Annotated in this window: 21 protein-coding genes; 11 read left to right on the top strand and 10 right to left on the bottom strand. The window is 67.2% G+C overall.

What is annotated here, in order from left to right; translation table 11 throughout:
* Nucleotides 1-2 precede the first annotated feature (2 nt).
* From citF to DK368_RS11035, 8 genes are all read left to right on the top strand, one after another.
* Nucleotides 3-1,523, top strand: coding sequence for a citrate lyase subunit alpha (citF, locus tag DK368_RS11005; protein ID WP_114394009.1), 1,521 nt, complete (start codon nucleotides 3-5; stop codon nucleotides 1,521-1,523).
* A gap of 6 nt (nucleotides 1,524-1,529) precedes the next feature.
* Nucleotides 1,530-2,066 (top strand): citrate lyase holo-[acyl-carrier protein] synthase, encoded by a 537-nt coding sequence (citX, locus tag DK368_RS11010; protein WP_114394010.1) that lies wholly within the window; start codon nucleotides 1,530-1,532, stop codon nucleotides 2,064-2,066.
* Nucleotides 2,050-2,982 (top strand): triphosphoribosyl-dephospho-CoA synthase CitG, encoded by a 933-nt coding sequence (gene citG / locus DK368_RS11015; protein ID WP_114394011.1) that lies wholly within the window; start codon nucleotides 2,050-2,052, stop codon nucleotides 2,980-2,982. The genes citX and citG overlap by 17 nt, the downstream gene beginning before the upstream one ends.
* A gap of 81 nt (nucleotides 2,983-3,063) precedes the next feature.
* Complete coding sequence (locus DK368_RS11020; RefSeq protein WP_114394190.1) at nucleotides 3,064-3,657, top strand: RBBP9/YdeN family alpha/beta hydrolase; 594 nt, start codon at nucleotides 3,064-3,066, stop codon at nucleotides 3,655-3,657.
* Nucleotides 3,658-4,145: 488 nt separating this feature from the next.
* On the top strand, nucleotides 4,146-4,295 hold the full coding sequence (locus DK368_RS21380) for a hypothetical protein (RefSeq protein ID WP_155524548.1): 150 nt from the start codon (nucleotides 4,146-4,148) through the stop codon (nucleotides 4,293-4,295).
* Between the two features lie 572 nt (nucleotides 4,296-4,867).
* Nucleotides 4,868-5,875 (top strand): UDP-N-acetylglucosamine 4,6-dehydratase (inverting), encoded by a 1,008-nt coding sequence (gene pseB, locus DK368_RS11025; protein WP_114394012.1) that lies wholly within the window; start codon nucleotides 4,868-4,870, stop codon nucleotides 5,873-5,875.
* A 9-nt stretch (nucleotides 5,876-5,884) separates the two neighbouring features.
* The gene (gene pseC, locus DK368_RS11030; RefSeq protein ID WP_114394013.1) at nucleotides 5,885-7,099 is read left to right on the top strand and encodes a UDP-4-amino-4,6-dideoxy-N-acetyl-beta-L-altrosamine transaminase; all 1,215 of its coding nucleotides are present in this window, start codon (nucleotides 5,885-5,887) and stop codon (nucleotides 7,097-7,099) included.
* Nucleotides 7,100-7,210: 111 nt separating this feature from the next.
* Nucleotides 7,211-9,007, top strand: coding sequence for a chloride channel protein (locus DK368_RS11035; RefSeq protein ID WP_205028160.1), 1,797 nt, complete (start codon nucleotides 7,211-7,213; stop codon nucleotides 9,005-9,007).
* A gap of 15 nt (nucleotides 9,008-9,022) precedes the next feature.
* On the opposite strand, the gene DK368_RS11040 is transcribed toward DK368_RS11035, so the two are convergent.
* The 10 genes from DK368_RS11040 to flgK all read right to left on the bottom strand — a co-directional run bounded on the left by DK368_RS11040 (nucleotide 9,023) and on the right by flgK (nucleotide 19,029).
* The gene (locus tag DK368_RS11040) at nucleotides 9,023-9,757 is read right to left on the bottom strand and encodes a PIG-L deacetylase family protein (protein WP_205028162.1); all 735 of its coding nucleotides are present in this window, start codon (nucleotides 9,755-9,757) and stop codon (nucleotides 9,023-9,025) included.
* Between the two features lie 2 nt (nucleotides 9,758-9,759).
* Nucleotides 9,760-10,473: a WbqC family protein gene (locus tag DK368_RS11045; RefSeq protein ID WP_114394014.1), complete on the bottom strand. Its 714-nt coding sequence runs from the start codon at nucleotides 10,471-10,473 to the stop codon at nucleotides 9,760-9,762.
* Nucleotides 10,470-11,126, bottom strand: coding sequence for a class I SAM-dependent methyltransferase (locus DK368_RS11050; protein WP_114394015.1), 657 nt, complete (start codon nucleotides 11,124-11,126; stop codon nucleotides 10,470-10,472). Before DK368_RS11050 ends, DK368_RS11045 begins: the two co-directional genes overlap by 4 nt.
* The gene (locus DK368_RS11055; protein ID WP_114394016.1) at nucleotides 11,123-11,812 is read right to left on the bottom strand and encodes a class I SAM-dependent methyltransferase; all 690 of its coding nucleotides are present in this window, start codon (nucleotides 11,810-11,812) and stop codon (nucleotides 11,123-11,125) included. The genes DK368_RS11050 and DK368_RS11055 overlap by 4 nt, the downstream gene beginning before the upstream one ends.
* The gene (locus DK368_RS11060; protein WP_162305991.1) at nucleotides 11,809-12,873 is read right to left on the bottom strand and encodes an N-acetylneuraminate synthase family protein; all 1,065 of its coding nucleotides are present in this window, start codon (nucleotides 12,871-12,873) and stop codon (nucleotides 11,809-11,811) included. Before DK368_RS11060 ends, DK368_RS11055 begins: the two co-directional genes overlap by 4 nt.
* A 123-nt stretch (nucleotides 12,874-12,996) precedes the next feature.
* Nucleotides 12,997-13,779, bottom strand: a complete 783-nt coding sequence (locus DK368_RS11065; RefSeq protein WP_114394018.1) for a DUF1217 domain-containing protein — start codon at nucleotides 13,777-13,779, stop codon at nucleotides 12,997-12,999.
* A gap of 4 nt (nucleotides 13,780-13,783) precedes the next feature.
* Nucleotides 13,784-14,197, bottom strand: a complete 414-nt coding sequence (locus DK368_RS11070) for a flagellar biosynthesis regulator FlaF (protein WP_162305992.1) — start codon at nucleotides 14,195-14,197, stop codon at nucleotides 13,784-13,786.
* 188 nt (nucleotides 14,198-14,385) lie between these two features.
* A complete protein-coding gene (locus DK368_RS11075; RefSeq protein WP_114394020.1) occupies nucleotides 14,386-15,801 on the bottom strand; it encodes a flagellin in 1,416 nt (471 codons plus the stop codon).
* A 115-nt stretch (nucleotides 15,802-15,916) separates the two neighbouring features.
* Entirely contained in the window at nucleotides 15,917-17,431 is a 1,515-nt protein-coding gene (locus DK368_RS11080; protein ID WP_114394021.1) for a flagellin N-terminal helical domain-containing protein, read from the bottom strand.
* A 17-nt stretch (nucleotides 17,432-17,448) separates the two neighbouring features.
* The gene (gene flgK / locus DK368_RS11085) at nucleotides 17,449-19,029 is read right to left on the bottom strand and encodes a flagellar hook-associated protein FlgK (RefSeq protein ID WP_114394022.1); all 1,581 of its coding nucleotides are present in this window, start codon (nucleotides 19,027-19,029) and stop codon (nucleotides 17,449-17,451) included.
* A gap of 287 nt (nucleotides 19,030-19,316) precedes the next feature.
* Here flgK and DK368_RS11090 point away from each other — a divergent pair, with 287 nt between their 5' ends.
* From DK368_RS11090 to DK368_RS22285, 3 genes are all read left to right on the top strand, one after another.
* Nucleotides 19,317-20,315, top strand: a complete 999-nt coding sequence (locus tag DK368_RS11090; RefSeq protein WP_114394023.1) for a KpsF/GutQ family sugar-phosphate isomerase — start codon at nucleotides 19,317-19,319, stop codon at nucleotides 20,313-20,315.
* An 80-nt stretch (nucleotides 20,316-20,395) separates the two neighbouring features.
* Nucleotides 20,396-20,605, top strand: a complete 210-nt coding sequence (locus tag DK368_RS11095) for a hypothetical protein (protein ID WP_114394024.1) — start codon at nucleotides 20,396-20,398, stop codon at nucleotides 20,603-20,605.
* Between the two features lie 165 nt (nucleotides 20,606-20,770).
* Nucleotides 20,771-23,200: a flagellar hook-basal body complex protein gene (locus DK368_RS22285; protein ID WP_114394025.1), complete on the top strand. Its 2,430-nt coding sequence runs from the start codon at nucleotides 20,771-20,773 to the stop codon at nucleotides 23,198-23,200.
* The last annotated feature ends 96 nt before the right edge of the window (nucleotides 23,201-23,296 follow it).

Raw genomic sequence — 23,296 nt, forward strand, 5'->3', positions numbered from 1 at the left:
TTGTGAACGACCTCAACGCCAACCGGCTCTCCAACGAGCCAGCTCTCGATCGCCTGCCGCGTTTCGACGGCTACGCGAAACAGACACCGTATCTCAAGGACCCCGTGCAGAAACGCGCGCGCAAGGTCTGTGAGACGCTGGAGGATGCCATCCGCCGCTCCGGTCTCAAGGACGGCATGACCATCTCCTTCCATCACGCCTTCCGGGAGGGCGACAAGACCATCAACACGGTGGTCGAGCTGCTGGCCCGCATGGGCTACAAGGATCTGACGCTCGCCTCCTCCTCGCTGCTGAGCTGCAACGCGCCGCTGATCGAGCATATCCGCAACGGCGTCGTGACCCGCATCTATACCTCGGGCATGCGCGGCAAGCTGGCCGAGGCCATCAGCAACGGGTTGATGCAGAATCCCGTCAACATCCACTCCCATGGCGGGCGGGTGAAGCTGATCCAGGACGGTGAGCTGAAGATCGACGTCGCCTTCCTCGGCGTGTCCACGGCCGACTGCTTCGGCAACGCCAACGGCATCAGTGGCCGGTCCCGCTGCGGCTCGCTGGGCTATGCCATGGTGGATGCGCAGCATGCCGGCACGGTCATTCTGCTGGCCGAGGAGATCGTGCCCTTCCCCAACGCGCCGGCCAGCATCTCGCAGGATCAGGTCGATTGGGTGGTCAAGGTCGACCAGATCGGCGATCCGTCGAAGATCAGCGTCGGGGCAGCCCGCATCACCTCCAACCCGCGCGAGCTGCTGATCGCCCGCTACGCGGCGGAGGTCATGATCCATTCCGGCTATTTCGAGCAGGGGTTCTCGCTGCAGACCGGCTCGGGCGCCGCATCCACGGCGGCCACGCGCTTCCTGGAAGGCCATATGCGCCGCAAGGGCATCACCGCCAGCTTCGCGCTGGGCGGCATCACCGGCGGCATCGTCGACCTGCACAAGAAGGGCCTGATCTCCCGGATCATCGACACCCAGAGCTTCGATGCCGATGCCGCGGAGTCGCTGCGGACCTCGCCCGACCATATCGAGATCTCCACCAACGAGTACGCCAACCCCGGCTCCAAGGGTGCCTTCGTCGATCAGATGGATCTGGTGATCCTCAGCGCGCTGGAGATCGACCTGGACTTCAACGTCAACGTCATCACCGGGTCCGACGGGGTCATGCGCGGTGCATCGGGCGGCCACTGCGATGTGGCGGCCGCGGCCAACCTGTCCATCGTCGTGGCACCGCTGATCCGCAGCCGCATTCCCACCGTGGTGCGCCGCGTGACGACGGTGGTGACGCCGGGCGAATGCATCGGTGTGCTGGTGACCGACCATGGCATCGCCGTCAATCCCAACCGGCCCGACGTGCGGGAGCGGCTGACGGCGGCGGGCCTGCCGGTCATGACCATCGAGGAGTTGCAGCAGCGCGCCGAGTCCATCACCGGCGAGCCGCGGCCGATCGAATTCCTCGACAAGGTGGTCGGGATCATCCGCTACCGCGATGGCAGCGTGATCGATGTGGTCCGGCAGGTGAAGGCCTGATCCCCCATGCCGGCCCCGTCCCCCCCCACCGGCGCGCCGGTGACGCTCGACGCCATGCTGGCGGCCCGCGACCAGCGGGCCGCGCACCAGCGCGACGCGCTGGCCCGGTTCCAGCTGCCCGTCGTCTCCGTCACGCTGGTGGCCCCGGGGCCGGTCAAGGATACGCCGCGGACGCGCTTCGCCATGGAGGTGGCCGCGGCGGACCTTGACGCGCTGTTCCGCCGCCAGGGCTGGGCCGTGCCGTTCCAGGAAATACGGACCGCGCCCACAGGGCCGGAGGCCCTCTACGCCGTCGCCGCCGACGCCCTGGCACTCAAGCGGGCGCTGGCGGAGCGGGAGGATACCCACCCGCTGGGGCGGCTCTGGGATCTGGACGTCATCTGCCCACAGCGGGGGGGGCTGTCGCGGACGGCCCTGGGTCTGGAACCACGCCGCTGTCTGGTCTGCGGCGAGCCGGGCCATGCCTGCGCCCGCGCCCGCCGGCATCCGCTGGAAACGCTGCTGGGCGTGATCGAGGAGAGGATCGATGCGTACCGGGCTTGATGACAGCTCCCTTCTCCGTCCGGCCGGATGTGGCCCGACGGACGGAGGTCCGGTGGACGGGGCGGCGCACGACCTGGCAGGCCGTCTCGCCCATCTCGTCCACCGGGCACTTCTGCATGAGGTGCTGCTGACGCCCAAGCCAGGGCTGGTCGACCGTCGCAACACTGGCGCCCACCGTGACATGGATGTCCACAGTTTCCTGGCCAGCGCCCGGGCCATCGCACCCTGGGCCCGGGTCTTCTTCGCCCGCGGCCTTGCCGCCACGGCAGTGCCGGCCAGCCTGTTCCTGCCGCTGATCCGGGCCGACGGCATGGCCTGCGAACGCGACATGCTGCGGGCGACCCGGGGGGTGAACACCCACAAGGGCAGCATTTTCGCCTTCGGTCTGCTGTGCGCCGCAGCCGGACGGCTGGCCGGGCGGGGACGCCCCCTGAGCCGCGAACCGCTCTGTGCCGAAGTGGCGGCCATTTGCGACGGCATCGTCGATGAGCTGTGCCGCACGGCAGAGGCAACAACGGCCGGGGAACATCTCTATCGCCGGTATGGCCTGACCGGCGCCCGTGGCGAAGCGGCCTCCGGCTTCGCCACGGTGCGGCAGCACGCGCTGCCGGCCTATGAACGGCTGCTCACCGCCGGGCTGGGAACGGAGACAGCCCTGCACGGGGCGCTGCTGGAACTGCTGGCCGTCAATCCCGACACCAATGTCGTGGCCCGCGGTGGCCTGGACGGGCTGGCCTTCCTCCAGGATTCCGCCCGCTGCCTGCGCCGTGACGGCGGCGTGCTGGCCCCCGATTTCCGTCGGCGCATGGACCGGCTCGATGATGCTGCCATCGCCCGCAATCTCAGCCCGGGCGGCAGCGCCGATCTGCTGGCCGTCACCTGGTTTCTGTCCCGGTTGCCGGCGGAGAGGACTTGAGACGGTCGGGGAAGCCGGCTTACTGTTGGGTGGTGGCATATTTCCGGCGCACCACCGCTGCGCCCCATGGGATTCGATCAGATGCTGGAGGTTGATGCGGCTCTGGCCGATGCGTCGGCACGTTACCGCTTCGTACTGGTACCGGGGCTCTATGACAGCGGGCCGGAGCATTGGCAGTCGCGCTGGCAGCACCGCCATGCCTTCTGGGACCGGATCACCCAGCGCAACTGGAACGACCCCGATATCGAGGCCTGGATCGGTGCCATCCGCCGCTTATTGACCGACAGGTCGCGGCCGGCCATCCTGGTCGGGCACAGCTTCGGGGCACTGGCCTCGTGTTGTCTGGCCGGCGACCGCACCCATGCCGTCGCCGGTCTGATGCTGGTCGCCCCTGCCGAACCGGCGCGCTTCGAGGTGGAAGACCGTGTCCCCACCGGCGATCTGGGCGTGCCGACCGTGGTGGTGGCCAGCCACAATGACCCGGTGATGCGGTTCTCCCGCGCCATTCACTGGAGCAACGCCTGGCATGCCGAGTTGGTCGATGTCGGCGAGGCCGGGCATATCAATGCCGAGGCAGGGTTCGGACCCTGGCCCTTCGGGCTGCATGTGCTGCGGAAGCTGGTGCTGCATATCGATGCCGAGGCCCGCAGCGGGACGCATGCCCGCGCCTGCTAAGGTCCCGGCGCAGACGCAGGATTCATGTCGTCATATCGACATTGATGTATAGCACATTGAAGTACCGAGGGCGGCGGACCGGCAGAGACGACGCCTTCGCCGGAGTCGATGTACTCGCGCATAATCCGACCACCGACCAAACCCGCGCCGCTGTCCCGCGTGATCCCGGCGCGTTGCATCCATCCTTGCGGCATCTCCACTGGCAATCGCCGCGGCCACCCTCTTAATAGCGCTAAGACTCCAGCCATAGAACGACGGAAGCACGCCCCGTCTTTACTATGATCAAGAACCGCCGGATTCAGCGGTTGGCCCTTGGCTTCTGCCTCCGATCTTCAAGATCACCCGCCGGATGATCTCATATGCGCAAAACTGCGTTGTCTTGCCGCATGCGCCGATCTACAGTACACAGATGAGAAGGGAGCAATGGCCTCCCGCGATTCGAGCCCCCTCACGCTCGGTTTCATCCACGGCTGACTGGGAGCAACGGCATGAAGGACAATTCGCTTTTCCGCTTCGTCGCCGTCAGCGGCGCCGCCTTCCTCCTGCTGATGAGCGTTGCCGCCAGCGCCGCCGGTCCCACCGCGCCGGCCTCCTCCGTGTCCCATGTGGTGAGCCGGACCGCCACGCCGGCCCCCTGAGGCGCAGGCGGTCCGTTCTGCCAGGTCGTCACCTCCCCGGTCACAGCGTTCGGCGCCGTGAAGAACAGGTCGGACGACACCCCGCCAGGCGCGAAATTCCGGACACTCCCGCTGGCAGCAGGGTCCCCGTGTTCCTGCTGCCTTGGCGCGTATCTCCCCGATCTGGTGACACTCCGACCCGGGCAGCCCGTCCAGGGACTTGGCGACTGCTCCCGCCGCGCTTGTTTATGGAACAAGGGGTGCAACCGGGCCGTTGCCCCACTCAACCCGGTTGACCAGAGTCCCATCAGTTCCTCGACGCCAGATCCCCACATCGCGACCTCCCAAAGGCCCGCTCAACAGGCGGGGGCCGCTCCGTCACAACTGGAGTGCTACGCCCTGTCGCACTTTCCGGAGCCATCGTTCCCAGACAGATTGCATGTCCGTGGCATATCCGGCGGTTGCGGCTTGCCACCGGATTCCGCAGACGACTAGATTGGAGTGGGCACTTCTTAGGCAGTCCGCCCCCGGCAGGGACGCCGGACTGCAGCGACGCCGGACAACCACCGGCGCACAGGTCGGGGGTTCGATAGATGGTGGATCTGAACGGCAAGTCGGTGCTGATCACGGGCGGCACGGGGTCCTTCGGCAAGAGCTTCGCCAAGACCATCCTGGGCCAATACAAGCTGCGCCGGCTGGTCATCTATTCCCGCGACGAGCTGAAGCAGTACGAGATGGCCCAGGACCCGGCCTTCGCCGGGCGGCCGGAGATCCGGTTCTTCATCGGTGATGTGCGCGACGTGGAACGGCTGCGCACGGCCATGCGCGGCATCGACTATGTGGTGCATGCCGCGGCGCTGAAACATGTGTCCATCGCCGAATACAACCCGTTCGAATGTGTCCGCACCAACATCATCGGTGCGGAGAACGTGGTGAAGGCAGCCATGGGCAGTGCGGTGCAGCGGGTCATCGCACTGTCCACCGACAAGGCCTGCAACCCCATCAACCTGTACGGCGCCAGCAAGCTGGCCTCCGACAAGATCTTCATCGCCGCCAACAATTATTCCGGTGGCGACGGCCCGCGCTTCGCCGTGGTGCGCTATGGCAATGTGGTGGGATCGCGCGGCAGCGTCGTGCCCTTCTTCCGCAAGCTGGTGCAGCAGGGTGCGACCGAGATCCCCATCACCGACCCGCGCATGACGCGGTTCTGGATCACCCTGCCCCAGGGCGTGGATTTCGTGCTGTCGTCGCTGACCATGATGAAGGGGGGCGAGGTCTTCGTGCCGAAGATCCCCAGCATGCGCGTCACGGATCTGGCCGACGTGGTGGCCCCCGGCCTGCCGCACAAGGTGGTGGGCATCCGGCCCGGCGAGAAGCTGCACGAGATGATGATCTCGTCCGACGACAGCCGCAGCACACTGGAACTGGCCGACCGCTATATCATCTGTCCGAATTTCAGCTATTGGCGCACCGACAATTACGAGGTGGACGGCGCCCATCCCGTGGCTGACGGGTTCTGCTACGCCAGCGACACCAACACCGACTGGCTGGACGGCGAAGGTCTGCGCCGGCTGCTGGACGAAACGCCCGACGGGCTGTGAGGCACCCCCATGACCACCGCGCCCTTCTTGCCCTATGGCCGGCAGTGCCTCGATGAGGATGACATCGCCGCCGTGGCGGCGGTGCTGCGGGGCGACTGGCTGACCGGCGGCCCCAGCGTGGCCCGGTTCGAGCAGGCGGTGGCCGCGTATGTGGGCGCACCGGAGGGGGTGGCCTGTTCCAACGGCACCGCCGGGCTGCATCTGGCCATGCTGGCGCTGGGCATCGGCCCCGGCGACGTGGTGGTGGTCCCCAGCCTGACCTTCCTGGCCACGGCCAATGCCGCCCGCTATGTCGGAGCGGAGGTGGTCTTCGCCGATGTGGACCCGGCCACGGGCCTGACCAGCGCCGCACATCTGGAGGCGGCGCTGGCGCGGGTGGCCGCGGGGCGGCCGCGGGTGCTGGCGCCGGTGCATCTCAACGGCCAGTGCGTGGAAATGGGCGAGGTGGGCGCCCTGGCCCGCCGGCACGGGCTGCGGGTGGTGGAGGATGCATGTCATGCCATCGGCGCGGCACATGTGGCCGCCGATGGCACGGTCGTGCGCGTGGGCGCCTGCCCGCAGTCCGACATGGCCGTATTCTCCATGCATCCCGTCAAGACCATCGCCATGGGTGAAGGATCGGTCGTCACCACGCGCGATGCCGAGCTGGCCCGCCGGCTGCGCCGGTTCCGCAGCCACGGCATGATCCCGGCCGCCGAGGGGGTGAGCCAGCCCGGCGAGGGGCTGGCCGCCGACGGCCAGCCCAACAGCTGGTACTATGAGATGCTCGAGCCGGGCTTCAACTACCGTGCCACCGACATCCAGTGCGCGCTGGGGCTGAGTCAGCTGGCCAAGATCGACCGTTTCCTGGCCCGCCGGCAGGCGCTGGTGGATTTGTACGACCGGTTGCTGGCCCCGCTGGCCCCTGTGGTGGCACCGATCCGGCGTATTCCCGGCTGCCGGCCGGGCTGGCATCTGTATGTGGTGCACATCGACTTCGCTGCCCTGGGCCTGGACCGGGATGCGGTGATGCGGCGGCTACGGACCGCGGGGATAGGGACCCAGGTGCATTACCTGCCGGTTCACCGCCAACCCTATTACCGCCAGCGCTATCCCGGCACGGTGCTGCCGGGCGCCGACGCGTATTATGCACGCTGCCTGTCGCTGCCGCTGTTCCCGGCCATGACCGACGGCGATGCCGAGCGGGTGGCCGCCGCTCTGGCCGATCTGGCGCGGTGCGGTTGACCCCGCCGACCGATCCCGGCGGCCCTGTCCTGCATTTCCCGAGAATCGGGGACTGGATCGTCTGTGGCATAGTCCGCGCCCTGCCGGACCCTATTCGTCTGCCCTGCCCCTATGTCGATCCTGCACCCGTCCCCCCGTTTCCTGTCCGGTGGCAGCATCCGTGCCCGGCTGGGCCTGCATCTGCGCGACAATGATCTGGCCATCGCCCTGCTGAGTGCCGCCATCGGGCTGGTGGTGGGGCTGGGCGTTCTGGGGGTGCATCAGCTGGTCGGGCTGCTGCACACGCTGCTGTTCGGCGTGCCGGCCGGCGGGCATCTGAGCGCGGGCCGCGGACTGGCGCCGCTGGCCATCAGCATCGTGCCGGTGCTGGGAGGCCTGACACTGGGGGGCCTGGCCTGGCTGTTCGGGCGCATCACCGCCCGCGAGATCGTCGACCCGGTGGAGGCCAATGCGCTCTATGGCGGGCGCATGTCGGTGGTGGACAGCCTGCGCCTGACCGCGGTCACGCTGGTGTCCAACGGCAGCGGCGGATCGGTGGGGCTGGAAGCCGCCTATACCCAGCTGGGATCGGGCATTGCCAGCCGGCTGGGTCAATGGGCCAATCTGCGCCGCAGCGATCTGCGGCTGCTGGTGGGCTGCGGGGCGGCGGCGGCCATCGCCGCCGCCTTCAATGCGCCGCTGGCCGGCGCCTTCTACGCCTTCGAACTGGTGATCGGCGCCTATACCCTGCCAGCGTTGGTGCCGGTCTGCCTGGCCGCCGTCAGCGCCGGTCTGCTGCCGCAACTGCTGGGCCAGCCGCACCTGTTCAGCCTGGAGGGCGATCTTGCGATCCACCCGGCCGATTATGGTGTCTTTCTGGTCCAGGGCGTGCTGATCGGGCTGACCGCCATTGCCGTCATGCGCTCCGTGTCGCTGGCCGAGACGCTGTTCCGCGGCACCGGCCTGCCGGGCTGGAGCCGCCCGGCCCTGGGCGGCGCCCTGCTGGGTGGTCTGGCCCTGGTCTATCCGCAGGTGCTGGGCAGCGGCCAGGGCGCAATCCAGGATGCGCTTGACCTGCATTACGGGCTGGGCCTGGCTGCGTCCCTGTTGCTGGCCAAGGCGCTGGCCGCCGCCATCAGCCTGGGCAGTGGCTTCCGCGGCGGCCTGTTCAGCAGCAGCCTGTTCCTGGGCGCCCTGTTCGGTGTCGTGCTGGCCGAGCTGCTGCATCTGGCCCTGCCCGGCCTGGGTCCGCAGCCGGAAGCGCTGGTGCTGGTGGGCATGGCCGCCTTCGGCGCCGCGATCGTGGGCGCCCCCATCACCATGGTGCTGCTGGTGCTGGAGATGACCGGCAGCCTGCCGGCGGCGGCGGGTGTACTGACCGGCGTGCTGATGGCGGGCATGGTGGTGCGCCAGCTGTTCGGCTACAGTTTCGCCACCTGGCGCTTCCATCTGCGCGGCGTGCCGATCCAGGGCGCCCATGATGTGGGCTGGCTGCGCGAGCTGACGGCCAAGCGGCTGATGCGCACTGATCCCAAGACCGTGGCCGCCAGCATCACGCCGGCCGATCTGCGCCGGCTGCACCCGCTGGGCGGGACCAAAACCGTCTATGCGCTGGACGGCGAGGGCCGCTATGCCGGCCGGGTGGACATGGCCCATGCCCATGAGCTGGCCGACGAGCAGCTGCCGCAGACCGTGGCCGGGCTGGCCGTGGGCGCAGACCAGTTCCTGCTGCCGGATACGCCGGTGCGCACGGCGCTGAAGCGCTTCTCCGAGACGGGAGCGGAACGGCTGCCGGTGCTGGATGGGCCGGTGACGCGGCATGTGCTGGGCTATCTCAGCGAAGCCTATGCCCTGCGCCGCTATTCGCTGGAGCTGGAGCGGCGGCGCAGCGACGAGCTGGGCGAGCGCAGCCTGTATGGCGGTGCCTGACCCGCATCGGCGGGATCAGGCCCGCGCCAGCTCCCGCAGCACCATGAATCCTTCCGCCGCCGCCATGCCCACCATGGCACCGGTCCAGCAATCCAGCGCCGCCACCCCCTCCAGCGAGCGGGAATGGGGGAAGGGCCGCATCTCGGCGGCGTAGGCCTCCAGCGCTGCGCGCTTGGCCGGCTGATGGCCGCTGATATCGACGAAGCGGGTGGGCTGGAAGGCGGGGCCGATGCCGGGGCCGGCCCATTCGCTGCTGGAGGGAACGGCGAAGGCGTAGAGCGCCTGCACCGGTGACCAGGCCTGCGGCCGGCAGGCCGTCAGCACCGCCTGATGCACCACGCGGTGGTCCACATTGAGGTCGCCGCCATGATGGGTGTAGATGACGTCCGGCGTGACCGCCGCGATCTGCCGCTCCACCGCCTGGACCACGTCCAGCAGGGCCAGGCTGTCCATGCGGTTGTCGGGAAAATCCAGCAGCACCGGCGGCTGCGCCCCCAGCAGGGCGGCGGCGGTGCGGGCCGCCTGCCGCCGGGCCTCCACATGGCCGGCGGGGACATTGCCGCGGGCATCCTCGCCATTGGTCATGAACAGCAGATGCACGACATCGCCGCCGGCGGCGTGGCGGGCGATGGTGCCGCCGCAGCCCAGCACCTCGTCATCCGGGTGGGCGGCCACGACCAGCACAGTGCGGGACAGGACGGCAGGGGCCGGAACGGCGGGGATGGTGGGAGCCGGAACGGTCGGGACCATGGTCACTCCTGCGCCAGCCCGCCGTCGGTGGCCAGGATGCCCAGGCTGTCGGGGCCATGGGTCAAGGCCAGATCAATGGCGGACATGTAGGGCTCGAAGCCGGGGAACGCCTGGGTATAGGTGGGATGCCGGTAATCGTGGAACAGCAGCTCGATTCCGGCCGCACGGAAGGCCGCGCGGTCAAGATAGTCGCGGCCGAACGGACCGGACAGGTAGGTGGTGGCCCCCACCTCGCGGCAGAGATTGAGGATCAGCAGATCCTTGGCGTCGCGGCAGGCGAGATCGAGGCTGGAAACCACGGGCGTGGTGATGCCGAACCCCCGCAGCAGGTCACCGGTCAGCCGACGGCAGAGCGGCAGCAGCTGGCCCGGCGGATCGGCATAGACCGGTGCCAGCCGCGCCTGCCAGTCTGCGAAGAAGGGCGCGCGGCGGTAGCTGCCCTCGATGGTCTTCCAGTGCCTAGCCGCCCAATCCTGGCCGCTGTCGATGTCGATGGCGTCCAGCGGCATGTCGCCATAGCGGCCGCCACTGCGGATCGGCACGGTCAGCCAGGTCCAGCCCTGGGCCGTGCGCACCTTGTTGCGGTTGGCGAATTTGGTCCTGCTGTTGCGGTCGATCTGCACATGATCCAGCGAGATGCACAGATCCGACCGGCGGATGCGGTCGAAATAGCCGAGCCAGGGCAGATAGGCCGGCTGCATGATGGTGACGATCATGCGCCAAGCCTTTCCCGCCGCAGATAGAGGGTGAAGTCGCCGCCATGGTAGTCGTGGCGCAGGGCGAGATGCGGGCTCACCGCCCGGCAGGCCGCCAGCACGGCCAGGGGATCGGCCTTGAACTCCCCCGCCTCCGCCGGGCCGCCCCAGAGGCTGAGGCAGTTGAAGGCGGCGGCCACGCGCGCGGCCCGGAACAGCCGCGCCGCCGTCGCGGCCAGGAACCCCATGGGGTCGGTGCTGCGGCGGTAGAAGATGCCGCTGGCCAGCACGAAATCATAAGCCCGGTCGCCCAGATCGGCGGCGCCGTCGGACAGAAGATGGAAGGCAGCGCCGGAATGGTGGCGGCGCGCATGCTCAACCATGGCGGGGGTGATGTCGACGCCGGTATAGGCGACCTCCAGCCCCTGCCCCCGCAGCCAGCCCAACAGATCGCCCTGGCCGCAGCCCACATCGAGCACGGAACAACCAGACCTCAGCCCGACCTCGGCCAGGACGCGGAAGCGCAGCTCCTGCCCGGCGCGGCTGCCCCAATCCACCGCCGCCGGGGTGCCAGCATGACGGCGAACCTGCTCGGTGAAGAAGGAGATGGTGCCGGCGTCGTCACCCGACACGGGCGGTGCAGGCGGGGACTGCGTGAAAGGGGGCACGGTCATGGCAGCCGCTCCGCCACCACGCGCCAGAAGCAGTTTGAGACGCGCCCGGGCAGCGCCATTTCCTCCACGCCGACATGCTTGACCTCGCGCAGGGTCCAGCCTACGGCGAAGAGGGCCATCAGTTGGGCATGGCCGAGGAAGCAGAGCTGGCCGCAGCCGACCAGCGGCCCGTCGGTGATGTCCACCGTCAGCCCGTCATCGATCTGGCGGCCGGCGACAAAGCTGCTGTCACGGTCGCTGTAGGCTTCCATGAAAAAGCGGCCGCCGGGACGCAAGACCCGGCGCAGTTCGGCCACGGCCCGGCGCATCCCCTCATAGCCGACACAGACCAACCCCGCCCGGTCGACGGCCAGATCGAAGAGACCGTCGGCAAAGGGCAGTGCCGTAAAGTCCCCCTGGCGCAGATCGCCCTCCAGCCCCTCGGCGGCAAAGCGGGCGCGGGCGGCGTCGATGGCGCTGGGGCTGCCGTCGATCCCGGCAACCTGGAACCCCTCCCGTGCCGCGAACCAGAGATTGTTGGCGAGGCCGCAACCGACCTCAAGCACCCGGACCGCGCTCCGCAGCCGGTCGCGCGGGGCGTTGCGATAGACGAAGCTGACGACACTGTCCCAGGGATAGCGGGCGCCGCCCCCCTCGGCATAGGTCTGTTCCCACACCGGATCGAAGGCCAGACCGGCGCCGCTCATGCGAAATCCTCCGGGGTGAAGACATGGCCGGCGGGCACGGCCCGTTTCAGCCGCAAGCCAGTGATCCAGTCCGCCGCCTTGGGCGGCAGGCCGGTGCCGGGCCGGCCGAAGCCGATATCCGCCTGCATCAGCACATGGCCGGCCGGAAGCTCCGCCGCCGCCTGGCAGGACAGGCGGAAGCTGGGCTTGAACTGGCGGTCCGGGCTGACGGCCGGGACGGACAACGCCGCCTCCAGCCCGCGCACATCCCGCACCAGGGCGGCAAAGCTGTCCGGCGTTTCGGAGAACCAATGATCGGGGCCGGGCAGCCCGCGGTCGGTGGTGAAGTGCTTCTCGATCATGACGGCGCCCAGGGCCACGGCGCCCAGGGCCGCCACGGAACCGTCGGTGTGGTCGCTGAAGCCGACGAGGCAGTCCAGCGCCGCGCCCAGCCGCTGCATGCGCCGCAGATCGACGCCGTCCAGCGGCGCTGGATAGGCCGAGACGCAATGCAGCACCACAAGATCACGTCCGCCGCCGCGCCGGAACGCCTCCACCGCATCTTCGATCTCGGCCAGGGTGGACATGCCGGTGGACAGGATGGTGGGCAGGCCGGACCGACCCATGGCCTCCACCAGTGGCAGATGGGTCAGATAATCGGAGCCGTTCTTCAGCACCGGGGCGCCGGCCGCCAGCAGATCGTCGATGCCGTCGCTATTGGTGGGCGTACTGAAGAACAGGATGCCGATGCGGCGCGCATGCTCTGCCAGATCCGCCAGTTGGCCACGCTCCAGTTCGCAGCGCTTGAACAGATCATATTGCGGTTCGGTGACGGTGCGGCCCTGGGATCGGTAGGTCAGGGTCAGGTCCCGGCTGCGCAGGAAATCCTCGGTCCGGTAGTTCTGGAACTTGACCGCGTCGGCACCGGCGGCCTTGGCCGCCTCCATCATGGTGCGGGCCAGATCCATGTCGCCATTGTGGTTGATGCCGATCTCCGCCACCAGGAAGCAAGGATGCCCGCGCCCGATGACACGGTCGCCGAGGCGGATTTCACCGGGGAGGGTGGGGACAGACGGGCTCATAGGCACCATGCGCTGGCACGGGAACACGGTCCGCAGCGACCGCGGAGGTCAACCTAGCGCCGCCAATGGGCGGCGGCAATGCCGGTCGGGTCTGGCTGCCGGAGGATCGGAAATGGAAGCGGATCAGACGTGGAGATTGATCTTCTGGCCCAGAAGTGAGGTGAGGCTTCCCCCCCCGCCGCCGAGGATGGTCAGCGCCGCCGATGCCGCGCTGTTGACGCTGCCGGACGCCTGATCGCCGCCGACGCTGATGAGGAAGCGCTTGACGAACTTCTGCTGTTCGTCCGGGTCCTTGAGCTTGTCCAGATCCACCCGCTCCTTCATCAGCTTCAGCTGGCTGTCGAAAGGCAGTTGGGTATAGCTGTCCGGCATGCCAAGGCCGATGCGGGTGACGTAGAGCAGGGCCTTGTCGGCCATCAACTGCGGCACCGTTTCCACGGACTTGATATTGCGCAGGAAATAGAGCGCCTCCTGCAGACCCGGATTGCCGTCGCCCTGTTCCCGCTCGAAGCGCACGGTCATGGCGTTGTTCATGACCTTGGTCATGAGTTCGGCATTCTTCGAAGGCTGGGTGGTCCAGTTGGAGAAATCTTTGGCGAACTGGGCAAAGCGCGGATCGGCCAAGCGGGCCGCCATCGACTTGCTGTCGTTGGGGTCCTCCGTCATCAGCTTCTTCAACAGCCCGGTTTTCCAGGACTCGCTGTCCAGCTGATAGGAGGAGAGCACGAACTCCAGAGCCTTGCGGTCCTTCAGCAATTCCTCCGGCGTGGTGATCTTGGCCATGCGCGTCTGGAAATCGGTCAGATCCTTCTGGACAAGCTTGGACGACGTGAATTTCTGCGTCAGTTCCGCGCCCTGACGCTGAATCACATTGTAGGCTGCCAGTGACCCGATTCCCTCGAGCATGGGCTTACACCGCCGTGACCGACGGCGCCTCCTTGGATGCTGCCAGGGCCGCCTGCTGCGCCGCGGACTGCTGGGCGCGCGTCTGATCGGCAAGACCGCCGGCGATTTCCTTGTTGACGTCGATCAGCGACTGCAGGCTGCGGTCGGGATCGCTCATGGCATCGAGACTGGTCCGCATCGACCAGAGACCCAGGGAGATCAACTGGGCGCGGACTTCGCGCGGCAGGGCATTCCCCTCACCCGCCAGATCGGAGATGAAGGCCAGCCACATATCGTGGTTGCGCTGCAGAGCACGGATCCGCTGCACCGGATCGCGGGCCGTGCCGAGAGCCTGGGTCACGAACCCGATCAGACGCAGTTCCAGCCCCACGGGGGTCTCAGCGGCGGCCTGACGGGATTGGTAGGCGGACAAACTCATGGTCGTGGTCTTTCGTCGTTCCGTAGGACACATCTGACCGGAATTCTGCCGGTCCGCGTTGAAAGAAGCCTTAACAGCAGAACCTTGACGCGGGCGACACCCTCACCGCCGGAGGACCGTGAACCAGGAATTTCCGGACGCTGAGAGGAAAACGGGGGCGGCGCGGACGCCGCCCCCGGGACTTACGCTTAGCGGAACAGACCCAGCAGAGACTGCGGCTGCTGGTTGGCAATCGACAGCGACTGGATGGCCAGCTGCTGACGGGACTGCAACGACTGCAGACGCGCACTCTCTTCCGCCAGGTCGGCGTCCACCAGGGCGCCCAGACCGTCCTTCAACGAGTCCATCAGGGTCTTCGAGAACTCCTGCAGACCCTGGACCTGCTTGGTGGCAGCACCCAGGGTGGAGATCTTCGTGTTCATCGCCTCGATGGCCTGGTTGACGGTATCGATCGCGGACGCCGCATTGCCGAAGCGGGCCGTGGCCGAACCGGCCGTCGTCACCGCGCCAGCACCGTCCTCGGCCCGGCCGTTGACGACCGAGACAAGGGCCGCACCGTTGGTGCCGACGGAGTTCGCCGTGTTGATACCCGCCGTGCCCACAGCCATGGTGACGTTGGACGCGGTGAGGGCAGAACCCTGGGACAGGAAGAAGGTTTCCGTGCCCGAGGTGGCCTTGGTCAGGGCGACCTGCGCGGTAGCGGCACCGCCGAAGGCGGCGACACCAACACCCACCTGGGTGATGTCCGCGCGGAAGACGTCAACGGTATTGTCGCTGTTGAGGCGGATACCGAAACCGGCTTCCTTCATCTTGTCGACGAGGTTGCCCAGCTCCTTGCCCGAGGAGAAGGCGTCATCCGCCGTTCCCAGGTTCACGGAGATGACCTTGACGTCGGCGCCGGCGGCGTTGGACAGACCGCCCGCCGTCACGGCGGTGTTGGTGCCGTCCTGGTTGAACTCGAAGACGTAAGTCTGCGTCGCCGTACCCGAACCGACCTGGAAGGAGATGGTGTCGCCATCCACGAAGTCGGTCGCGTCCGCCGAGAAGTCCAGCCGGATGCCGCCATTGTCAGCCTGAAGACCTTCCAGACCCAGGTCCTTCGACGTCGCCTGGGCATTGGCGACCGTCAGCTGACGGCCGGAAATGTCCTGCAGGAAGCTCAGCGTCGTCTCGTCACGATCGCCGCCGGTGGAGTTCACCAGCAGGTTGATGCCGTTATACGTCGCGGAGGTGGCGAAGGTGTCGATGTCGTCCAGCGTGCTCTGCAGCTGGGCGTTCATCGTCGCCTTGTCGAGACCCTGCTGCTGGGCCTGGGTGACGGTCTGCTTCAGCGAAGTCAGCTTGTCAGAAATGCTCTTGGCGCCGTTGTTCGCCACATTGATGGCAGCGAGACCGAACGCCTGATTGTCCTGAACGGCCTTCAGACCGGCCATGTCCGCGCGCATGCCCTGGGCGATGGAGAACACCGCCGGATCGTCCGAGGCCTTGTTGACCGCCAGGCCCGACTCAATGCGGGACTGGGTGGTCCGGGTATCCCGGTCGATGGTGAACAGCGAACGGATGGCGGCCTGGGCGGCCGAGTTGGTGACAATCGAGTTGGCCATGGTATTTTCTCCTGAATTGGCAAGCCACTTTTGCGGCTCTCTTACATTGACATACCCACCCCCCTTTCGCAAGGGATTCCCCGCTCCAAAGGGATAGGTCTCCCGCCTGACCGGCTTAGGTCAGGAAGTCCAGAATGGATAAGCGGTTGAACGTGGTGATCGCCTGATAACTTGCTTGAAGTTGCGTGTCAGCCGCTTTCATTTTCATCGACACCTCGGCGGCATCGGCATCCTCGGCCTTTTCCAGACCGTCCTTCGCCACACCGATCATCGACTTGTGTTTCTCTTCCAGCTTATCCACTTGACTGCGCACAGATCCGAGATGACTCACGGCCTGGTTGAGGTCGGACTGCCCCTGCTTGAGGGTATCGCGGGCGCTGGAAACGACGGCCAGATAGCGATCCCGTTCGGCCCGGCCTTCCGGTGACGAGGCATCGGCAATCGGCGCATTGTCCATGGTGGCGACGGCGGTCAGCCCCTGAATGATGCGGCGGAAATAGCTGGCATCGGCCCGCACCCCGTAATTGACGTCGAGATTGTCGTCCACGCGGGCGGTGGTGGGAGCGGTGCCATAGCGCAGCGTGCTGGAGTAGATATTGCCCACCTCCAGGCGCGGCCGGCCGGCCACCTGCTGATCGACGCCCTTGTAGGCGAAGTCAGGGTCGAAGACCACGCGCTCCATGGCCTCGTTCAGGGTCGCCAGATCCTTGTCCTTGTCGCCGGTGAAGACATAGCGTGGCTTCACATAGGTACCGGCCGGCGGAACAGTGCCGTTGAACCGCTCCAGCTGATCATCCACATCGTCGACGCTGTTGCCGTCCTGATCGACATCAAGCGCCGGCCCGACAACCGCGGTGCTGGCCCCTTTGATCTCCACCGCCGTGGCCGGCGTGCCGCTGGACGCGGTGATGGTCATGCGGTTCTCGGCATTGCCGCCGGCCGGCTTGTCGATGCTGATGGTGAAATCGGAGAAGCGCGCGTCGGCCAGGATCTTGCCACGCAGATCGGTGAGGATGCCCTCCACGGTGTCCAGAGGCGGAGCGCCGGCGGTCGAATTGAAGGTCACGCCATTCAGCGTGATGGAATAGGCCCCCGAAGGCGCGCCAGCATCGATCTGCACCGTCTTCGGCGCCGCAGCCGCATCCTGGTACTGCTTGAAGAAGCTGTCATAGGTCAGCAGAACCTGATCGAAATCACCGACCGGCGGCGTGTCGAGATCGCTGCCGGCAAAGATGTAACGGCCCTCGACCTGGGTGTTCAGCAGCCCCTTGATCTGGTCCAGCGCATTGCGGGCGTTCTGCTTGATGACGGACGGGTCCTGCACCAGCGTGCCGTCGGCCAGGGTGAGGTCGGACACCACACTGTCGACGATGCTGTTGATGCGGTTCATGGTCGTGTCCGCGACCGAGGTGCGGGTCTGCACCAGGTCGATGTTCTTCTGGTAGGTGTTCAGCCGCGCCTGCATGTCACGCAGGCCGACCGAGCGCCCCGCATCGAGGCCCAGACCGCTGAGCGTCTCCGACTTCTTGCCCGTGTCCAGCTGGCGGAACAGATCGTCATACTGGCTCCGGATCTGGTTGGTGTCCCGCAGCATCCGGAGGTAGGTGGGCATGGTGGCGATCGAGGTCATGATGGCTTCCCTCCGGCTCAGGCCGCCCGGAACAGGGCGTCGTACATCTGTTCGATGGTGGTGACCACGCGCGAGGCGGCGGCGTAGGACCGTTGCAGCGTCAGCAGTTTGACGATCTCGTCATCCAGGCTGACGCCGGTGGCGTTCTGATATTCCAACGTCATGTTCTCCGAGGTGGTCTTGGCCTCGGAAGCGGCGGCCGTGGCCGCGCCCGCCTCGCCGGAATGCTTCAGCAGCATCTGCTGGGCATAGTCGATCAGCGACAGGTTGGCCGGGAGCGTGGACTGCAGATTGCGCCGCGGATCGGCTCCCAGTCCGCCGGTGTTGAAGGCTTGGTGCGGCTTGCCGTCCAGGGCCGTGGCCCCGAAGACATGCTCCACGGCGTTCTTCAGGAACAGCGTGTCCCCGGCGACGACATCGGGCGGGTTCGAACCGCCAGCCGGCGGCGCCACCGGCGCACCGGCATCGCCATAGCGGACCAGTTCCGGCTGATCCAGCACCTTCTGGCTGACACGGATGCGCGAGGCGAAGCCCACATAGGTCGAGGGATGGGCATAGTCGACGGCCCCGCTGGTATCGCCGGGGATGCTGACACCGTCGGCATCGGAGAACAGGTGCAGGCCGGGGATCTGGCGCGTCGGGCTGTCCTTGCCGGCGAAGCGTGTGGCCACCTCATGCGCCAGCCCGTCCAGTTCGCCCTGCATGCGCGGAATCGTCTCGTCGCGCAGGTCGATCAGGGCGCCCAGCTTGCCGCCACGGATACTGGAGGTGATGTCCAAGCCGCTGACAGGATCCCCCAGCCGGATCGGTGGAATGCCGCCCCCGCCATCGGGGCTGTAGTAATCACTGGCCTGCGGCACGCAGCTGGCGGTGGAGAGGGTGTTGGCCACCCGGTCCACCAGCATGGAGCCGCTCTGCGACATTACCAGCACCGTGCCGTCGGCGCGGTTGGTCACGGTGATGTCCATGTACTGCGCCAGCTGGCGGATGCTCTCGTCACGCTTGTCGACCAGATCGGCGATGGTGGCGCTGCCGGTATTGCCGGCGCGGAAAATGGCGCTGTCCACCGAGGCGATGGTGTCGAGCAGCTGATTGACCTGGTTGACGCCTTCGACGATCTGCTGCTGGGCCTCGTTGCGCAGGTCGATATAGGCCTGGCCCGTGCTGTTCAGGGTGGTGGTGAAGGACTGTGCCTGACGGATGACCTTCTGCTGGTATTCCAGCGACTCCGGCTTGGCCTGCAGCTGCACGAAGGCGTCGCGCAGCTGGGTCAGCGAAGCCGCCACCGAGCTCTCGTCCTCCGGCTTGCCCTGGGTCTTCTCGAGGCGGCTGAGATAGCTCTGGGTGATGTCGGTCTGCGCCGCCAGACTCTGCTGCCGCAGCATTTCCCGCATCAGGGATTCGTTGTAGGCCCGCTCGACCTTGCCGGTCATGACGCCGCCGAGGCCATTGCCATAGGGCAGCGCCTCCTGCGTCAGCGACTTGCGGGTATAGCCCGGCGTCTGCGCATTGGAGACGTTCTGCGACGTCACGCCCATATTCGCCTGCGTATTGCGCAGGGAGCTCAGGGCGGAGGACATGGCGACGTTCAAGGACATGGCGAACCAATCCGTTCAGGCTTGCCGGAAGGGAAAGCAATGCCCGTGCCAAGGCGGCAAACCGCCGGTTGCCGCCAGTTGCGGACGGCGGCTGGCCGGCATGAACCCGGCGAAAGGGGGAACGGCCGGCAAAGACTGCCGCCCTGCCGGGGCAAGAGCTGCCGCCCTGTCGCGACCAGAGGGCGCGGGGGGCATGCGGTGCCCGGGGGATGCAAATCGGCGGCAATGGGGCTACACCCTTGCCCACTTTCCCCGCCAGGGGGAGCGCCCAGACCGGATGAAGTGCCATGTCCCGACCCGATGATCCCGCGCTGGCGGCCGCCCGCGCCCTTCTGCACATCGAAGCCCGCGCCGTGCTGGCGCAGGAACAGGCGCTGGATGCGGATTTCCAGGCCCTGGTCCGTGCCATCGGCGCCGATGAGGGCACGACGCTGGTGGCCGGTGTCGGCAAATCCGGCCTGATCGCACGTCTGCTGGCCAGCAAGCTGGCCTCTGTCGGAACCCGCGCCTTCTACTACAGTGCCCTGGACGCCCTCCATGGCGAGCTTGGCGCCATCCGGCGCGGCGACATCATCATTCTTCTGTCCAACAGCGGCCAGACCCAGGAGCTGGTGGATGTGGCCAAGGCGGCCCAGCTGCGCGGCGCCCGCATCGTCGCCATGGTGTCGCGGGTGCCGTCGGCCCTGTCGCGCATCGCCGACTGGACCCTGCGCTGCGCCGTGGAGCGTGAGGCCACTGACACCAAGCTGCCCACGGCCAGCACCACGGCCATGCTGGCTCTGGCCGATGCGCTGGTGGTGGCCGTGGCCCGCCAGCGCGACTTCTCCGCCGAGGATTTCGGCCGCAACCATCCGGGCGGCACCCTGGGCATCGTGCTGTCCGCCAAAGTGCGCGACCTGATGGTGGCGGCCCCGCAGTCGGTGGCGCTGGTATCCGCCGGCCAGCCCATCTTCGAGACGCTGCTGGCCATGACCTCCTTCCCCAACGGCGCCGCCCTGGTGGTCGATGGCGACCGCGTGCTGCAGGGCATCGTCACCGAAGGCGACATCCGCCGCGGCCTGGGCACCCATGGCCGGGGCTTCCTGGACCTGGACACCGGCTCCTGCATGACGGCACCGGTGCGCCGTACCTGCGGCCCGGACCTGACGGCGCTGCAGGCGCTGGAGATCATGGAGACGCCGCACCAGATCAATGTGGTGCCCGTGGTCGATGGGGACCGCCGCGTGCTGGGGCTGCTGCGCCTGCACGACATTGCCGGCATGGAAGTGGAGAAGGCGCTGGGCTGAGACACCCGACCAGGGGGACGGCCCGCCGCCCCGGTCACGCCGGACGATAAGACCGCTTCCCCCTGCCCCCACCCGACGCCATGCCCATGACGCCCGCCGATCCCGCCAGCACCAGCCTGACCCTGTACGGGACCCTGGCCCTGGTGGTCCTCTATCTGCTGTTGCTGGCCCGCAGCGCCTGGAAGCAGGGGGAGCTGGGCCAATATCTGCGTGCCCTGCTGATCGTGGCCGGGCTGATCGCCGCCCTGGGGCTGGCGGTCTGGGCCTGGGTCCGCTTCGTCGCGGGGTAAGCGCTGCCTAGCCCACCCGGTAAGTTCTGACCGGCACCCCCGGCCCGCCACCGCGGACGCGGAGCAGAATTACCCGATGATCTCCTTTGGAATCAAAGACCTTGGCACTTGGCACGGTCATTGCTTTCCCAGCGGCCCGAGCAATCTTTGCGCGGGAGAGAGATCATGAGCGTCTTCGGTGCGATGACCACAGCGGTGGGGGGCCTCTCGGCCCTCAGCAAGTCGCTGGGTCACATCTCCGACAATATCGCCAATTCCCAGACCATCGGGTACAAGCGGGTGGAAACCAGCTTCCAGACCCTGGTGACCCAGTCCAGTTCCTCGGGCCACAGCCCCGGCGGGGTGCGCGCCCGTCCCGACTTCACCAATGGGGTCCAGGGCAATATCTCGCAGACCCAGACGGCCACCAACATGGCCATTTCCGGCAACGGCTTCTTCCAGGTCAGCCGCGGCGAAGAGGTCGGCGGCAATGTCAACTTCAACAGCCAGGCCTATTTCACCCGGGCCGGCGACTTCTCGCTGGACAAGAACGGGTTCCTGCGCAACAGCGCCGGCTATTACCTGAATGGCTGGACGCTGCAGCCCGGCTCCAATCAGATCGTCAAGGGGACGCCGCAGCCGATCCGCATCCAGCAGCTGATCGACAACCCGACCGCGACCAGCAGTATCAACCTGCAGGCCAACCTGCCGCTGACGCCCAAGGCCGACCAGACCCTGGCACCGATCGAGGTGCCCATCATCGACCGCAACGGCGAAACCCGCTCGGTCACTATGAACTGGCGCAAGCAGGGCACCGACCAGTGGCGCCTGCAGATCGATGCGCCGGGCAGCAGCATCCAGCCCACGTCCGGCACCCTGGCCGGGCAACCCCAATCCTTCGGCACCCCCCTGGAGCTGAGCCAGAACACCACGCCGCAGCGGCAGGTGAGCCTGGTGACACTGACACCGGGCGGCACCGCACCCAACGAGATCGAGGATGGCAAGGCCTACAGCATCACGCTGAACGGCAAGACCTTCTCCTATACGGCGCAGAGCTTCGATACCAGCGAGTCCGTCATGGGCAATCTGGTCAATCAGGTCAATGCCAGCGGCAGCTTCAGCGATTACAGCCTGGAGATCCTTGACAGCGATGCCAGCAACCCGAACAGCACCATGCGGCTGCGCGTCACTGGCCCGTCGGACGGATCGGCCTTCACCCTGGCTTCGACCACGACGGCGACCACCGGGTCTTCCATGGCCACCAATGCCGCCCCGTCGGGCGCCACGGCCCAGGTTTCCACCTTCACCTTCAACGACCTGTCCCCCGGAGCCGGCGACACCTACAGCCTCAGCATCAATGGCCACACCTTCAGCTACACCGTGACGGCCACGGACAATCTGCGGACCGAGGATATCGCCACCAAGCTGGCCAACCAGGCCAACGAGGCCTTTGCCAATGACCAGTCCCTTGCCGGCTTCCACCTGAGCGTCAGCGGCGATACGGCGGGAACGGACAATGATCCCGTCACGATCTCCGTCACCGGCCCCAGCACCGGCGCCGCCTTCACCGCCGCCTCCTCCGCCAGCATCACCACCGCGACCCCGACGGCCGCGGTGGCCGAAGCCAGCGGCTTCGGCCTTGCCAATGCGGTGCCTGGGATCAAGCAGCAGGTGTTCCTGCCGCTGAACGGCGTGGTGGGGGATGTGGGTGACGTCTTCACCATCCCCTTCGGCGGGGACGGCCAGGGCGTCAGCTACACCACCGATGGAACCGAACAGTCCATGGAGACCATCGCCACCCGGCTTGCGGCGCTGGTGAACGGGAATGCCGACTCGCCCTACACGGCCAAGGTCAGCGGGGCCGGGCTGGTGCTGACGCGTCGGACCTACACCAACCCGCCCATGGCAACCAACGCCGGCCTCGGCCCGTCCCGGGATGAAGCCTCCACCTTCCCGTCGGCACAGAACGGCTTCGGGACCACAGACGGCCGGACTCCGGCCCACCTGTCGGTCACCTTCGGCGAGGGCGGCGTGCTGCAGAGCCTGTCCTCCGGCAACCGGGGGGCCGGCAATGCCACGGTCTCGCCCACGCAGAATGCCAACGATCCGGCCTATGTCACCTTCACCGTCGACTACGGCAACGGCCCGCAGGAGGTGCGGCTGAATCTCGGTCAGTTCGGCAGCAGCGTCAACGGCCTGACCCAGTTCGCCGGCTCCGATGTCGAGGTCTTCAACAAGACCCAGGACGGCTTCACCCGCGGCACCTTCCGTGATCTGACCGTGCTGTCCTCGGGCGAAGTGGTGGCCAATTACGACAATGGCCGCAGCCGCGTGCTGGCCCAGGTGCCCATCGTCCAGGTCAACAATGTGGACGGGCTACAGAAGGTGGATGGCAATGCCTGGGTGCCCACCACCGAAAGCGGCGCCCAGCGCCTGACGGCGGCCGGTGAGAACGGCTCAGGCAATCTGGTGGTCAGCAGCACCGAGGGCTCGAACGTCGATATCGCCGACGAGTTCACCAAGCTGATCGTCACCCAGCGCGCCTACAGCGCCAATACCCGCGTGGTCAATGCCAGCGACCAGATGCTGCAGGACGTGCTGAACCTCAGCCGCTGATGCCTTGACCGGTTGATTGCTCGATTGCTCTCTCCCAAGGCCGCCCGTCCCCGCGGGCGGCCTTTCCGTTTCGGCCACCCGACGGGCCAAGGGGAG

The organism is Oleisolibacter albus, assembly GCF_003336875.1.
Classification (GTDB): domain Bacteria; phylum Pseudomonadota; class Alphaproteobacteria; order Azospirillales; family Azospirillaceae; genus Niveispirillum; species Niveispirillum album.